Source organism: Microcoleus sp. C2D2 (assembly GCF_036702495.1).
GTDB lineage: Bacteria > Cyanobacteriota > Cyanobacteriia > Cyanobacteriales > Microcoleaceae > Microcoleus.
Genome location: NZ_JAUBTO010000003.1, coordinates 121588 through 136938, shown reverse-complemented (window position 1 = coordinate 136938; position 15351 = coordinate 121588). Strand labels below are relative to the sequence as shown.

The 15351-nt window shown below is 44.9% G+C and carries 14 protein-coding genes, 1 tRNA gene and 1 pseudogene; 11 read left to right on the top strand and 5 right to left on the bottom strand.

Annotated elements, in window-relative coordinates; genetic code table 11:
* The first annotated feature begins 23 nt into the window (after positions 1-23).
* The 4 genes from QUB61_RS02215 to QUB61_RS02200 all read left to right on the top strand — a co-directional run bounded on the left by QUB61_RS02215 (position 24) and on the right by QUB61_RS02200 (position 1267).
* Positions 24-245, top strand: coding sequence for a hypothetical protein (locus QUB61_RS02215; RefSeq protein WP_333122792.1), 222 nt, complete (start codon positions 24-26; stop codon positions 243-245).
* 92 nt (positions 246-337) lie between these two features.
* The gene (locus QUB61_RS02210) at positions 338-577 is read left to right on the top strand and encodes a DUF2283 domain-containing protein (protein ID WP_333122788.1); all 240 of its coding nucleotides are present in this window, start codon (positions 338-340) and stop codon (positions 575-577) included.
* 56 nt (positions 578-633) lie between these two features.
* A complete protein-coding gene (locus QUB61_RS02205; RefSeq protein WP_333122784.1) occupies positions 634-978 on the top strand; it encodes a type II toxin-antitoxin system RelE/ParE family toxin in 345 nt (114 codons plus the stop codon).
* On the top strand, positions 950-1267 hold the full coding sequence (locus QUB61_RS02200) for a transcriptional regulator (RefSeq protein ID WP_333122781.1): 318 nt from the start codon (positions 950-952) through the stop codon (positions 1265-1267). The genes QUB61_RS02205 and QUB61_RS02200 overlap by 29 nt, the downstream gene beginning before the upstream one ends.
* Before the next feature lie 76 nt (positions 1268-1343).
* On the opposite strand, the gene QUB61_RS02195 is transcribed toward QUB61_RS02200, so the two are convergent.
* Together QUB61_RS02195 and QUB61_RS02190 are read right to left on the bottom strand one after the other, a co-directional pair.
* Positions 1344-3101 carry a GTPase gene (locus QUB61_RS02195; RefSeq protein ID WP_333122778.1) on the bottom strand — a complete coding sequence of 586 codons (1758 nt, stop codon included), beginning with the start codon at positions 3099-3101 and terminating at the stop codon, positions 1344-1346.
* Between the two features lie 6 nt (positions 3102-3107).
* A complete protein-coding gene (locus tag QUB61_RS02190) occupies positions 3108-5627 on the bottom strand; it encodes a GTPase (protein WP_333122774.1) in 2520 nt (839 codons plus the stop codon).
* A 360-nt stretch (positions 5628-5987) separates the two neighbouring features.
* On the opposite strand from QUB61_RS02190, the gene QUB61_RS02185 reads away from it, so the two are divergent.
* From QUB61_RS02185 to QUB61_RS02175, 3 genes are all read left to right on the top strand, one after another.
* Entirely contained in the window at positions 5988-7463 is a 1476-nt protein-coding gene (locus tag QUB61_RS02185) for an ATP-binding protein (protein ID WP_333122771.1), read from the top strand.
* Positions 7460-8245 (top strand): exodeoxyribonuclease III, encoded by a 786-nt coding sequence (gene xth / locus QUB61_RS02180; RefSeq protein WP_333122768.1) that lies wholly within the window; start codon positions 7460-7462, stop codon positions 8243-8245. Before QUB61_RS02185 ends, xth begins: the two co-directional genes overlap by 4 nt.
* Positions 8246-8481: 236 nt before the next feature.
* Entirely contained in the window at positions 8482-9357 is an 876-nt protein-coding gene (locus QUB61_RS02175) for an SDR family oxidoreductase (RefSeq protein WP_333123013.1), read from the top strand.
* A 206-nt stretch (positions 9358-9563) separates the two neighbouring features.
* On the opposite strand, the gene QUB61_RS02170 is transcribed toward QUB61_RS02175, so the two are convergent.
* The 3 genes from QUB61_RS02170 to QUB61_RS02160 all read right to left on the bottom strand — a co-directional run bounded on the left by QUB61_RS02170 (position 9564) and on the right by QUB61_RS02160 (position 11237).
* Positions 9564-10685: an EAL domain-containing protein gene (locus tag QUB61_RS02170; RefSeq protein WP_333122765.1), complete on the bottom strand. Its 1122-nt coding sequence runs from the start codon at positions 10683-10685 to the stop codon at positions 9564-9566.
* 313 nt (positions 10686-10998) lie between these two features.
* Complete coding sequence (locus QUB61_RS02165) at positions 10999-11151, bottom strand: hypothetical protein (protein ID WP_333122762.1); 153 nt, start codon at positions 11149-11151, stop codon at positions 10999-11001.
* 12 nt (positions 11152-11163) lie between these two features.
* A tRNA-Pro gene (locus QUB61_RS02160) sits at positions 11164-11237 on the bottom strand.
* A 91-nt stretch (positions 11238-11328) separates the two neighbouring features.
* Between QUB61_RS02160 and lipA the strand changes: the two are divergent.
* From lipA to QUB61_RS02140, 4 genes and pseudogenes are all read left to right on the top strand, one after another.
* A pseudogene (lipA, locus tag QUB61_RS02155) lies at positions 11329-12204 on the top strand (lipoyl synthase); the annotation flags it as partial.
* A gap of 293 nt (positions 12205-12497) precedes the next feature.
* On the top strand, positions 12498-12638 hold the full coding sequence (locus QUB61_RS02150) for a hypothetical protein (RefSeq protein WP_333122759.1): 141 nt from the start codon (positions 12498-12500) through the stop codon (positions 12636-12638).
* A gap of 523 nt (positions 12639-13161) precedes the next feature.
* Positions 13162-14427 (top strand): RNA polymerase sigma factor SigC, encoded by a 1266-nt coding sequence (gene sigC / locus QUB61_RS02145; protein WP_333122756.1) that lies wholly within the window; start codon positions 13162-13164, stop codon positions 14425-14427.
* A gap of 270 nt (positions 14428-14697) precedes the next feature.
* The gene (locus QUB61_RS02140; RefSeq protein ID WP_332943884.1) at positions 14698-15225 is read left to right on the top strand and encodes a transcriptional repressor; all 528 of its coding nucleotides are present in this window, start codon (positions 14698-14700) and stop codon (positions 15223-15225) included.
* Positions 15226-15351: the final 126 nt, after the last annotated feature.

Below are 15351 nucleotides of genomic sequence, written 5' to 3'. Positions count from 1 at the left end.
AGGACTGGTAAGAATGGAGGAATGTGACAACACAATTTTTATGTCCCTATCTCGATAGCGAGGTTGAACTCACTGAAGAGCGAGAACTACATATTGTGGATACACATCCCGATTTGCTACCATCTTATCAGGAAAAAATTGCTAAAACTCTAGCTGACCCAGATTTCGATGTGATTTACGTTTCGGCAATACTTTTCTATTTTCACAGCAGTATGGTAAGGGTCGCAAGGGTAGGTATGTTGTAGTAGCTGTTGTGAATGATACAGTTCCCAGAAATCGCTAGTGGATGGATCGTGACAGCTTACTTAACAAAAAATGTTACCCAAGGAGAGATTATATGGCCGAAAAACTAACTTTTAAATACGATGCTATCGGGGATATTTTGTACGTCAATAAATGTTCGCCTTATGCCGAGCAAGAATCGCAAGAACTAGACTATGGAATTGTGGCTCGTCTCAATTCTGATACGGAGGAAATTGAAAATCTGGAAGTTATGTTTTTCTCAAAGCGGTTGCGAGAGAGTAATGTATTTGAATTACCGATTGTGGGTGAGTTGCACTTGAGTCAGAAGGTTTAAAAAAGTAGCGACACGCTACCACTCCCCTTAAAATCCCGATCGCCTGTGTTAAAATTATGGAAGCTCAACCACGAGAAGTACAGAACTATCTGAAAGCCGATGGGACAAGTCCATTTGAAGGATGGCTTGATTCCTTTCAAGATACGAAAACTGTATCTAAAATCAAGAAACGACTCAGGCGAGTTGAGCTAGGCAATCTGGGAGACTATCGCTCCGTAGGAGCCGGAGTTTATGAACTTAAGATTGATTATGGCCCTGGCTATCGGATCTATTTTGGACAAATCGGGTTAACAGTTGTGTTGCTGCTATGTGGCGGTGATAAAAGCACTCAAGAACAAGATATTAGCCAAGCTAAAAAATACTGGAGAGATTATGAAAGAACTCAAAGTGCCAACAACTAGAAGCTACCACGAATACTTAATTTCTTCTTTAAAAACCCCTGAAAGTGCTGCTAGCTATATCGAGGTTATGTTGGAATTGGAGTCAGAAGGCCCCGAACCTGAATTGCTGCGAGCAGGACTTAAAGATGTGGTGGATGCTTATTTACAGATGAATAAGTTATCGACAGAAGCTAAACTTATATATGAGAAGCTCGATCGAATGTTGTCTGAGAGTGGGGGCGAGGAAATTTATGCTTTAATAACTCTACTAGATAAATTGGGGTTGCAGTTGGCTGTCGCAGTAAAATAGGTTAATTAATAAAATAGTTAGGGCGATCGCGCTTTGGGACAATTTGGGATGTAAGGGCGATCGCACTTTTTCAGCTTCAAGTATTCGGATTAGCTGTTGCCTTCGTGATGTACTGGATAATCCCGTCAAAATCCTTACGGATTTCTGCCAGTTGTTTTACCCAATTATTAGAAGCATAAATCACTTCCTCTTCCTTCTGGCGAGCCGCTGCAATTTGCTTCTCAATCTCTCCGTAAACCTGTTGCTCAAATTCAAAGAGCTGTATTTCAATTTGATTTTCCAAGTCTTTTGCTATTGATTGAAACTGACTGGTAATATCACGACGGACATCAGACATTTGCCTTTCTCGCTCATGTTCTTGTCGCATTTGTAAAATATCTACTCCTACCGAAACAAGTGCTACAGCCGGCCCCAGGAATTTAGCAGCATTGCCGATGTTTTTGGCCATACCAACCGCCTGCCAAGGCTTAAACTTAAAGCCGACAAATTTTCCTACAGCGACAACACTTTGATGTAAACCGCTTCCTGCTACATCTATCGAGCGGAGAAATCCTTGTTGAGCAGCGGTTTTTGCAAAACCCCTCGATGCTAAAGTGGTCAGTTTCACCCCTGCTGTCTCACCGATGTTTTTAAGCAAACCAACTTGGCTTTTAAGTCGCTCTACATCCATACCAGCCCCCAGATTTTGGGCTGATATGTTTTGATTTTTATCTAGGCAAGCAACAAAACTCTTGACTAGATTACCTTCTAGCACTTCTTCAACCTCCTGCCGGATATCTTCAACGGCTACATTAACAGCTTCTTGCAGTTTGGTTTCTGCTTTCTCATAGTGCTTCTGCACGTTGAGTTCAGTTTGTTTATTAAGCCTTTCAAAGTTCGGATCGCTACCTACTGCTGCGGCAAGAGTGTTACCTTCGCTAGCAACTCCTGAAGACATCTCCAGGGCTATATTTTTAACCTTGGTTCGCAGGCGATCGCGCTCTTTACGCACTGTGCGAGATAACCGTGTCAGCACTTCAAAAAAAGCCGAATCTTCGTTAGAGTTGCGAGTAAAACTCAACTGAGCCTCATCAACGCAGCTTAGAGCAATTCGGACGGGTGTATCAAAACGAGCCAGGGAGCCACGACGCTCTACAAACTGATTGAGAGCCTCAATAAAAGTTGGAAAGCGGCTGATTTCCGTCAGAAAATCATCTTTGCCGTCAATGCCTTCACAGTAGTCTTTGGCATCAATAAAGCAGATAGGAAATTCATCAAGACTGTAAGGCTTCAGTGCATCGGCAAGACTTTGGCGGTAGTTGACAATCTTTTCCTCTTCTTCTCCTGCTTCATCAGACATTTTATTGATAACCAGCATCATTTTCCAGCGATAGCCTTTTTCATAGGCTAACTTCTTGAAATTCTCTGCTGTCAGTGAGTCAAAGAGCATATAGGTGAGGCAGAAAACCAGCAAGTCTGATTTGTTGATTGCCTCATAAGTAATCTCATCGTGATCTTGGCGGTCTGTAAAAAGTCCAGGCGTATCAATTAGCTTGATGCCGTTCCAGTCATAATTGGTAGTTTTATCAGTAGCAATATCAGCATCAATACGGATATCGCGCCGTCCTGTAATGCCAGAGATAATAGTTGATTTGCCTGCACTGTACTGCCCCACAAAAGCTACGCCGAGAATTCCCTGTTCTCGATACTCTTTTAACTCATCGCGCACTTTTTTGCGAATCGCTGTTAGTTCGGCTGTGTTTCCCTGAGCCAGCAAATTGTCAAATTTTACTAGCGTTTTCTTGAAATAAGCACCGACATCAGCCGCTTTAAAGTTGGGGTTGTTCTGAGTCATGATAGTTTAGTCCTTTTGGGTAGGTTTGAGATTGCTAAAGGAAATATCCTCTTGAACGATGTGTTTAATATCCTCTAGTAATTTTAGTCGTTGAACTTTGGATTTTGTGACAATCTTCATATGGCGCCCAAAATCACGTTCGACTTTATAAATGGTTTGGTTGATACCTTTAACAGTCAAGGGTTCCTGTTGTTCAGTAGACCAGTCAATGATTCGCTTGGCATAAGCACGATTTAGATAATTTTCTGAATCCGATAACTCCTTTTTTGCTTCTTCAAGCTGAGTCGCGATCGCCTCTAGTCCTGCAATCAATTCTTTAAAATAGATGTTGATATTAGTGGTTACAGAATCAGAATACTTACCAAATTCGCGCTGAGCCTGCTGTAGAGTGTTTTGCTTCTGAGTCTTGAGCTGAGTTTCCAATGAAGTTGAGATATTGATAACAGCCTCGCGTCGCTTTTCATCTTGAGATTTAAACATTCCGGCAATCCCGCTAACAACAGCAGTTACAATCCCGATAGCGGGGGCAAAAGGAAGAGCGACGACAAACGCTATAATTCCTGCTATCCCTAAAAGGCTTCCACAAATTCGGACAAAATCTTGAAAATTGTTTGAATCCTGCTCATTAAAGCTGAAATCACTGCTGCCAAGTTGAGATATTAGCTGTAATTCATTCCCTATTTCCTCAAGAGCTTCCTGAACTTCCTTATTAAATTTTTTGCTAGCCTCTTCATAAGCTATTTTTAATCGATCTTCAAATCGAAGGGCTTTTAGTTTTTGTTCCCATCCCAGCTTCTGGGTAACTTGGTTACAGTTCCAATGGTCTTCTGCAAAAGATGGAACGGCTTCTATAGCATCTTGAAAAATCCTCTCGATTTGTTGCAGTAAAGAGTCTTTAGCATCCTTAGCTGCTGTTTGGATGTCCTTTTGGATTTCCTCACGCTTATTTCTCAGCGTCTCTGTCAATTTTTCATAGACTAAAGCTTGTTGATTTACCCATTGGTAAGGATTATCAATTGCACCTACGGTAGAACCTAGCAGAGTTTGAGAGCGACGAATTGCCCCATGATTAACCAGAGATACACGAATTGAATCAAGAAAATCCTGCATCCGACTTGCCTTAAAAAGCTCCTTTTTCTTCTTTTCGTGTTCTGGTTCGCGGGAAAGCTGCGCCGCTAACAGCATCACAGGAACAATATCGAAGTAGTCATTAACATAATGCTCTTGAGCGTAGCGACGAATACGTTCAATGTGTCCACCTATACCACTTTGACCATCCATTTCAAACAGTTTATCAGGGTTCTGTAAGAAATGCTCCAACCGACGAGAGTCCCGCAGGTTATTCTTGACATTCAGGAGGATAATTAATGGCTTGGCTTTTTCCTTTAGTAACCGCAAGAAAGCAAACTCACTCTCTTGGATACTGTCATTTGTCACGACATAACAAATTACATCTGACTCATCGATAATACTTTTAGCAATTTCTTCATCACTTTTGCCACCCGGAGCGCCAATCCCAGGAGTATCAATGATGCGAATATTCTTCCACTCGTACACCCGATTAAACCTAGTTGTGCGCTGCTTACCTACACCGATAGCATCCCATCCATCATCTGTAACTATGGCGTGGAGAGTGCTTTTGCCAGCCTTAGTCCTTCCCATAAAGGTAATGCTGAAATGATTGAGAGCGCGTTCCTTTGCCCGAAGCGACTCGCGCACACTTTCCATTTCTTTAATAATCTTTGCAATTAGAGCATTTCTAGTTTCCTCAAGTTGCTTGGTTACTTCTTTTGCAGTGGTAGCTTGACCTTTACTACCTGTTTTATGTTTGATGTCTTCGATAGTCACTTGAATATTTTTGCCAAAATTGGAAAGTGCTAGTAAAGCTCTTTTAAGTGCCAATTCGGCAAATTTGTAATCTTCATCAGCGATGACTGCACACTGACGAATTGCCTCGTCATATTCTGGCCCTGTTAACAGGATTTCCCGGCGTATTTGCTCAACTTTTTGCTCACTCCCAGTGAGCTTTGCTACATTATCCACCAATGCGCGTGAAAGGAGAGAATCAGCCCCTTTAAGGAAACGCGCACCGAAAGAAACTTTCTGTTGTTGGTTGTGTTCGCCTAGGAATCGGGTATCAGTGAAGGCTCCTGCTTCTACAAGCTGTCGCTGTACTTCTCCCGCTGGCCAGTTCCAAATCCGTGCTACTTGTTCCGCCATCTGGCGTTCTAATGCTGAACAGAAACCGTCAACATAGGCGATCGCCAACATTTGCGACATGGCCTCACTTTGCTCACCGGGTGACACTTTCGGAGCTAAATCCTCTACAGAAAGCTGGTTTTCCTCTTGAGCTAGAATTTTTTCCATCTCAGCGAGAGTGCGTTGAGAAGCGCCGATCTGCGTTGCTAGTTCGCGTAGTGCTTTCGACTCTTCACTGTGAATCTGCTGATCTGCACAGACCATGTGCGTGACTAATAGGAATGGGTAGTCTAGGTGTTCGGTGGTTCTTGAGCTTAGGTCAGACATCTTAACTTACTCAATATTTGGATTGGTCACTGATTAAGACAATAGAGTGGCACTCCCGACAGATGTTAGGGGCAAAAAAAACGATTTTAAATGCTTCTCCCCATTTCCTAGATTTTGCGTTTCCTTGTATAAAACCTAACTGAATTATTTTTTAGCTTTTTGTTGGTTTATTTATCTGTTTGTTGTCTTAAGTATAAATTCTTTCCTAAATACCAAAGCTTGTCAAGCCAGATAAAGTCATATTTAGTAGGTTGTTTCCATCCCAACTAGACATAAAAAGTCAAATTTAGCTGGTTTCTACCGAAAAAGTCATATTTAGTTGGGTTACAATCAAGTCAAACCCTTGCATCTGCGTGACTAATGGATATTGAAGATGCCTTAGAATTTGTTGACCATCTAGCTTTGACTTCTACGGGAAAACACTTAGATAGTCTGCAAAAGGCTATACTGCGCGGCGCTTGGAACAATCAAAAATATAAGGAAATTGCAGCTCGCAACCATCGCTCTGAGAAATACGTTAAAGAGGTTGGCTTTAAATTATGGAAACTTATGTCAGTTGCATTAGGCGAGGAACAAGTATCTAAAGCAAATTTTAGAGCCAAGCTGGAAAATTTACAAGTTTCCAATGTCTCACTCGTCGGGAATGGCTGTATTCATATTCGTAACATCTCCGCAGATACTTTTTACTCTCCAAAAGTCTCACAACCTGAATCGTTACAAGAGGAAACTTTTAAGGAACAAACAAGCAATACTAAACCAAAACTATGTCAAGACTTAGGCGACGCACCAGAACCCAACCTATTCTATAACCGCACATCCGAACTCACCACCCTCGAAAACTGGATTTTGGGCCGCACCCGCCTCATCACCATCTTAGGCTTATCCGGTATTGGCAAAACCGCCCTTACTCTCCAACTAATCTCACAAATTCAACACGAATTCGACTACATCATCTGGCGAAGTCTCCGCAACGCGCCACCCCTGGCATCACTCCAAACCGACTTAATTAAATTCCTCTCCCAGCAGCAAGAAACTAACCCCCCCAACCCCCCCTTATCAAGGGGGGGCGAAGAGATTCAACCTCTTTCTCCCAGGCGCGGCGAAGAGATTCAACCTCTTTCTCCCCCCCTTAGCAACGGGGGGTTGGGGGGGGTAATCAACTATTTACGATCGCACCGCTGTCTCATCATCCTCGATGATATCCAAACCATCTTCAGCAGCCAACAACTCGCAGGAAATTACCAACCTGGATATGAAAATTACGGCGCATTCTTCAAACAAATAACAGAATCATCCCACAACAGTTGCCTCATCCTCCTTAGTTGGGAAAAACCCAGAGAAATCGCCGCCTTAGAAGGCGAAAACCGCCCCTGCAAATCTCTGCAACTCAACGGTTTAGGTCCGGAAGCACAAGAAATATTCAGAGAAAAAGGTTTAGCAGAACCGGAGAAATGGTCAGAACTGATCGACCTTTACCGAGGCAATCCCTTATGGTTAAATATAGTTGCCACATTGATTCAAGACTTATTCGGCGGTAGCGTTTCCGAATTCCTCTCCTATGATACCCTATTCTTAGGTGACTTAGAATCACTCCTGCACCAGCATTTCGATCGCCTAACCGCATCCGAACAACAGGCGATCGCCTGGCTAGCCAAAACCCCCGAACCAGCCGACATCTCAAAAATACCAGAAGACCTGCAACTATCACCGCCAGAACTCTTGAAAGTCATGCAATCTTTAGGACGGCGGTCATTAGTGGAAACAGTAAAACAAAACGGGCGATCGCACTTTACGATCGGGCCAATAATCAGAGAGTACATAACAAACAAAAAATGAAAATCGTCACCTGGAACGTCAACTCAATCCGCACCCGCCTAGAACACGTTACTAGCTGGTTGCAAACAAACTCCCCAGACGTTCTCTGCCTCCAAGAAACCAAAGTTACAGACAAAGACTTCCCCCTAGAACCCTTCATCAACCTCGGCTACAACTGCTACATTTCCGGTCAAAAATCCTACAACGGCGTCGCAATTTTTAGCCGATCGCCCCTAACGCAAATCAGCACAGGATTTGCCCCCCTTCTCGGCGACGAAACCGCAGGTATTTTTGACGAACAAAAACGCCTAATAGCCGGGGTTATAGACGATATTCGCATTATTTGCGTATACGTTCCCAACGGTTCCGAAGTCGGCAGCGAGAAATACGAGTACAAACTAAAGTGGCTCAAACTGCTGCAAGAATACCTCAAAATAGCACTAGACAAATCCCCTAAATTGTGCATTTGCGGCGACTTCAACATCGTCCCGGACGATCGAGATATCCACAATCCCAAAGCCAATGCTAACTCCGTCGGCCTATCAGTAGCCGAGCGCCTCGCACTAACAGAAATCATAGAATTAGGCTTAAACGACCCCTTTCGCAAATTCACATCAGAAGGCGGTCATTATAGCTGGTGGGACTACCGCGCCGCCGCATTTCCCCGCAACAACGGCTGGAGAATCGACCACCATTATCTCAGCTTTCCCCTGTACGAACAAGCAATAAACTGTACAATAGACATTGCTCCCAGAAAATTAATCAAACCCAGCGACCACGCCCCCGTAATTGTCGAAATTTGATTTATAAGTTATAAAGTTAATAGCAACTGAGATATTGCACCATTCTCAATAAGGCTTTTATGGCGGGCAGGATGCCCACCCCACAAGAAAATTCACTCTTTGTGGAACAGGCATCTTGCCTGTTCTTAAGGGGCAGGATGCCCACCCCACAAGAAAATTCACTCTTTGTGGAACAGGCATCTTGCCTGTTCTTGAGAAATGTGCAAGATGTAAGTAACAACCAACAACCAAAAATCATGTTCTTAGTAACTGGAGCAACAGGCGCACTAGGCCGCCGAATTGTACGAGAAATCAGACAGCAAGAGAAGCCTGTCCGCGCATTCGTTCGCCTCGCATCTCGCTACTCAGAACTAGAAAACCGAGGCGCCGAGATTTTTATCGGCGACTTGAAACAAGACAAAGATATTAAAAAAGCCTGCCAAGGAGTGCAGTACATCATCAGCAGCCACGGCACCGGCGGCGACGTTCAAGCAGTACACTACCGCGCTAACATAGAATTGATCGACTGCGCCAAAGAAGCCGGAGTGCAGCACTTTGTCTTTATTTCGGTACTGGGAGTCGATCGGGGATACGAAGATTCCGCAGTATTCAAAGCCAAGCGAGAAGTAGAAAAATACCTGCAAAACAGCGGCTTGAATTATACAATCTTGCGGCCTGCCGGTTTTGCTTCCAGCTTGTTACCGCTAGCAGAAAGATTTCGAGAAACCGGACTTTACCTGCTGATTGGCGACGGCAAAAACCGCACCTCTGTTGTCAGTACCGACGACCTAGCAAAGATTGCCGCCGACTCGCCAACAGTCGAAGGCGCCCGCAACCAAATTCTGCGAGTCGGTGGCCCGGATGTGCTGACAAGAGACGACATTCCCCGCATTTTTGGACGCTTATTCAATCGCGAACCCATCGTAATCAACCCGCCCCTGGTTGTGTTTGACGGTTTTAGAAATGCCTTGGGTTTATTGAACCGTCAAGCTCAAAAAGACTTAGGAACTTTGCGGGTATTGCTGGGTAACGAGTATTTCTGTACTCCCGAACAAGTGCAAAACTTGGAATCAATCTACGGCATCAGAATGGAATCCTTAGAAAGCTTTCTGCGGCGCAATTTGAGCGTTTAAATTATCGTTACCAGGCTCTGCCTGGTAATGAATATCCGGAGGCTCTGCCTCCAAATAGTTGTCTCATTTTAAAGGAGGCAGAGCCTCCCGATATGCGTCCCCAGGCAGAGCCTGGGAACGAGCAACAATTGTGCAACGCCTCCCGATATGCCTCCCCAGCCTCTTCCTGGAAGCAAATAAGGCGCCAAATCGCAACGCGAAACCAGTTAAGCAGAAATAGGTACGGGTTGAGCACCAATATAACTCGTAACTGCGATCGGCGGAGAAGTCGGTTTAGCAACCAAATAACCTTGAACAAAAGTTGCTCCCCGTTGTCGCACCCACTCAAACTCCTCCCAAGTTTCCACACCTTCAGCAACAGTTTTAATCTCTAATTTACAGGCAATTTCTAATATCTTTTCAGTAATTAGTGCCTTATAATAATCTTGATGGACATTCCGAATCAATTGCATATCCAACTTAATAAAATCTGGACGCAGTTGGTGCATCAAATTTAAATTAGAAGAACCGCTGCCAAAATCATCCAGGGCAATTAAAAATCCCGCTTCTCGGTAAAACCTCAGAATCTTAATCAAGTGATCCATATCAGGAGGGTGCTGAGATTCCCCTACTTCAAAAACAATATTGCTGTGAGGAATTCCCGATTCATCAATAGCCTGTACTGTCCTTCGCAGGCACGTAGCGGGATCGTAAACTGAAGTCGGAGAAAAATTAATAAAAAGTAGTTCTTTGATATCGTACACATGGGCTTCGTGGATCGCGCGAGTCCGGGCTAAAGCATCTAATTGAAAAATTAGGCCTGCTGATTCTGCTTGGGCAAAAATCCGACCCGGATAAATTAAGTTCCCCTGCTCGTCAATTCCTCGGAGTAGCGCTTCCTGGGCAAAAATTTTAGAAGTATCTGAGGTATAAACAATAGGCTGAAAATGTGTAGTAATGCGTTCTTCGGACAATAAATCTAACAGCCAGTCAGACTTGCTGAAGTTAATAAAAGAGCATAGGTCAGTGCTGCGATAAAAATCGCTAAGTTGCGGCTGTTCAAGTTCGCGCATCCACAAAACTTTTGTCTCTTTCAATTCTTGATTTGTCAGCGCCGATGATACTAGGGCGCTAAACTTTTCTTTGGCTATTCCCTCAAGCATAATGTACAAACACTTGCTCTCTTCTAAAAGCCGGAATTCAAGTTTAGCCTTGGTCAGTGCAGAAATAACCTTGTTCAGCGTGTGCGATACTGGAAACCACAGGTATAGACCTCCCCTGTCCTCTATTTTTTCGGGTACTGTTTCGCAGCGAGAGCAGGAGCCGAAGGCTTTGCCACTTCTTTGCATTGGAATATCCTCCGGTTTTTGGGTGAATTTTAGAACGGCTAGAACCTAGCTCTTATTATAAGCTGATTCAGCTATTAAGACATCTATCTCAAGATGTAAATTTTAAGGAACTTGTATATAAGAATTATAGGAGTAAAAATAGTTACCTCTGGTTCCAAACCTCGGTCAAATTTCTCAGCATTGAGCAAGTATGTATCAGTGAACACAGTCCCAAATCCTCACAGAGGGAGAAAGCAAAGAGTTGTTCTCTACTCTCTATGGCTGCTGTGATTCTTTACGTTTGATGCTCTAATTCCCTTTGCAAAAACAGCGACTACAGTTGATTTTTTAGCAAGGGGGAATTAACACGCCCGTGAAGCGCAGCTATCCCGTAGGGAATCGCCTCATCGACCAATTTATGCCCACCAAAAATATAGACAGCAGGACGATCGCCCAAAACAAACTCACTTGCTGCGGAATATCCCATTTAATTTTCAAATCGGGATGACAGGATTTGAACCTGCGACCCCCTCGTCCCGAACGAGGTGCGCTACCAAGCTGCGCTACATCCCGAATTTAGTCAATAGATTTTTAGCTTATCACATTCAAGTTAAAATTGAGCAAGCTCCTATATAATGATTTGTAAAACACTACTCAGGCGGAGACAGACGTGACAGTTAAGCCCCAGTGGTTGCGAGTAAAAGCCCCCCAGTGGGAGCGCGTCGGCAACGTCAAAGAAATTTTGCGCGATTTAGCCCTGAATACGGTTTGCGAAGAGGCTTCGTGTCCGAACATCGGCGAATGCTTCAACGCAGGTACGGCCACATTTTTGATTATGGGCCCGGCTTGTACCCGCGCCTGTCCTTACTGCGACATCGATTTTGAGAAAAAGCCCCAACCTTTAGATCCGACGGAACCCGAAAGATTGGCGCAAGCGGTGCAGCGGCTCAAACTCAACCACGTCGTGATTACCTCTGTCAACCGGGACGATTTGCCGGATGGGGGCGCGTCTCAGTTTGTCGAGTGCATTCAAGCGGTGCGCTGTGCGATGCCGGACACAACTATAGAAGTTTTGATTCCCGACTTGTGCGGCAACTGGCAAGCTTTAGAAATTATTCTCGCAGCCCGCCCAGAGGTACTCAACCACAATACCGAAACCGTAAAGCGACTTTACCGCAAGGTGCGGCCGCAAGGAAAGTACGATCGCAGCTTGGAACTATTGCAGCGAAGCCGCTTCCTCGCACCTGGGGTTTACACCAAATCCGGCATCATGGTGGGGCTCGGAGAAACAGACGCCGAAATTCGGGAGGCGATGCAAGACTTGCGGGCTGTCGGCTGCGATATTTTAACAGTTGGACAGTACCTGCAACCGACTCAAAAGCACTTGAACGTAGAAAACTTTGTGCCTCCGGAACAATTTGATGCTTGGAAAAAGTTCGGCGAATCTTTGGGATTCTTGCAAGTTGTCGCTTCTCCCTTAACTCGCAGTTCGTATCACGCCGAACAGGTGAGGGAACTGATGAAACTTTACCCGCGCTAAGTAGGTGGCTACAAATTAACATAACAGTCAACAGTCATTAGTCATTAGTCATTAGTCAACAGTCAACAGTCATTAGTCATTAGTCAACAGTCAACAGTCAACAGTCAACAGTCAACAATCAACAGTCAACAGTCAACATAGGGAGGGCGGGTTTTGCAGCCGTCTACTCCTTGGTATTTGGGATCTTAGCTAAACCGGCCCCTACAAGATACTATGGTTTTTTTCCCCTGGCCTACTTAGCAATTTTAATTTGAGCGCTGTTGCAGGCCCAGTGCAAAAAAAACAGGTTCTTGATGCTATTGTTATTGGATGAGGTTAACCCGCAAGCAGCAGCGAACAGCAAAAAAATTATCAGCCGATCGCCCCCTCAAATTCGCGACTTAGGCAAAAGACATCCAGAAACCGGGTGTCTTCCTCAAACTTTTAGGTTTTAATCTAGAAGTTTTGTTAAGAAACCCGGTTTTTGCCGAAGACCAATAACTCGGTACTGCTGACTGTACAAACTCGCTCAGCTCATATTCTGTAAGGGATTAAACTTCTTCGCTCACTGAGCGGGTATTTAATCAAGAGCGCCGAGTTATATAAAGTTTTATTAAAAAAATCGAATATTTTCCGAAGTGATCGGGAACCAGCTTATATGTGATGAAGATTAACTTAACTTCTGACGAAGGTCACTTGTTTCTAGCCAGTCAGTATCTATACTTGCTACATAAACAAAAAAGTACAACGCACTTTTCGGACCTTCAACCTGTTAGATCGGAAAGTTCTTAGCGTTTTCCAGAATCTTGGTAAAACAAGTGGGACCGCCAAAGTTCGATCGAACAACAGCATCCAAGTCACGAAAGTTAGTAAAGAAACAAAAAGCGGTGATGCTTCGTCTTAACAAAATGGGCATCATAATTATCAATAACCGCTAAGCGTAGCATCTTTTCACCCGGAGCAACTGAGAAAATTACTATGCCAGCCACCTCTTTTTACGCTGAAGCTGAATTCGACGAACAACTGCAAGTCAATCCCTTGCAAGATGATGTGTTGGATGAAGATGCTGAAGAAGCTGGAGACGAACTCATCGATCAATACCCAGCAGAAACAGAGGATGCAGACCAAGCAGCCAAATTGCAAAAAAATGCGAGCCGCCGCACTACAGACTTAGTACGCCTGTACCTACAAGAAATCGGTCGGGTTCGTCTCTTGGGTAGAGACGAAGAAGTCTCGGAAGCTCAAAAAGTTCAGCGCTATGTCAAATTGCTGGAATTGCGCAACACCGTCGCCTCCCAGGAAGAAGGGCTAATTGGGCGCTTCGTGCATTTAATAGACGTGCGCGATCGCTTGGCGGCACAGTTAGGACATAAACCTTCCCTGGAACGCTGGGCATTAACCGCGGGCGTCGGTGACGTGCCAGAACTCAAGCGAATTATGTCCGAAGGCAAGCGCCAGTGGGCCGAGTTAGCAGAGATGACGGTGGAGACGCTCGATAGAATTCAAGCTGAAGGCGTGGAAGCTAAAGACCACATGATTAAGGCGAACCTGCGCCTGGTGGTTTCGGTGGCGAAAAAATATCAAAATCGCGGTTTAGAATTGCTCGATTTAATACAAGAAGGTACTCTGGGACTGGAGCGAGCCGTAGAAAAGTTTGATCCGACGCGGGGCTATCGGTTTAGCACCTATGCCTACTGGTGGATTCGGCAGGGAATTACGCGCGCGATAGCTACTCAAAGCCGCACCATCCGCCTCCCGGTTCACATCACCGAAAAACTTAACAAAATCAAAAAAGCCCAGCGCAAAATTTCTCAAGAAAAAGGTCGCACAGCTACTATAGAAGACATCGCGGTCGAGTTGGACATGACGGCCCCCCAAGTCCGAGAAGTTTTGCTGCGAGTCCCCCGGTCTGTTTCTCTAGAAACTAAAGTGGGCAACGAAAAAGATACAGAGTTGGGCGACTTGCTCGAAACCGACTGCGTATCGCCAGAAGAAATGCTGATGCGAGAAGCTTTGCACCGCGACTTGCAGCAACTGCTGGCAGATTTGACCAGCCGCGAGCGAGATGTAATTCTGATGCGCTTTGGTTTGGGCGACGGACACCCCTACTCCCTGGCCGAAATCGGTCGCGCCCTCGACTTGTCACGCGAGCGAGTCCGCCAAATTGAAGCTAAAGCTTTGCAAAAACTCCGCCAACCCAAGCGTCGCAACCGCGTGCGCGACTATCTAGAGTCTCTGACTTAAATTTGGCCGATGATCCGTCAGCGCCATCAATCGCGGAGCGAGGCATTCGGCGCTTGTGCAGAAGGCAGGAGGCATTTGGCAGAAGTAACAAAATTTACTTCTCAACCACTTCTCTGTCCTCTGCATCAATGCATAAAGCTTGTTAAAAGTCAAAAAATATCAAAAACCAATTTTTTTCCTCAATCTTTTTTCAATAAGCTGCGATATTTGCAAAATATCTCGATCGTTGTGTATGATTGTCAATAGGCAGACTTTCTTGAGAGGGTCACTATGGCACTTTATACCGCGTCCTCATTCAAATCCGAACTCAATGACAAAGGCTGGCGGATGACTCCCCAACGGGAAACCATTTTGCACGTGTTTCAGAACCTCCCCAAAGGCAACCACCTGAGTGCCGAGGATTTGTACACTTTGTTAAAAAATCGCGGAGAAAACATTAGCTTATCCACCATTTACCGAACTTTAAAGTTAATGGCAAGGATGAGCCTCCTCCGCGAACTCGAACTAGCCGAAGGTCACAAACACTATGAAATAAACCAGCCCTACCCGCACCACCATCACCACCTAGTCTGCGTTCAGTGCAACAGAACGATCGAATTTAACAACGACTCGATTTTGAAAATTGGCATGAAGCAAGCTGAAAAGTCTGGGTTGCACCTGCTAGACTGCCAGCTAACCATTCATACGGTGTGCCACGAAGCTTTGCGGATGGGATGGCCGTCTTTGGTTTCCAGCAATTGGTCTTGTCCGAGGTCGATCGCCCAGAACGGCAGCACCGCCCCGGATTCAATTGAGTGAACACACACTATTTTCCCATTTTGTTGTACGGCTTGTTACAACTTTTAACAAAAATCCGTGACCGAAGCGCGATTAGCAGTTACGCCGAAACCGGGTTTCTTGGGCCAAATAAATCATTTCAGGAAT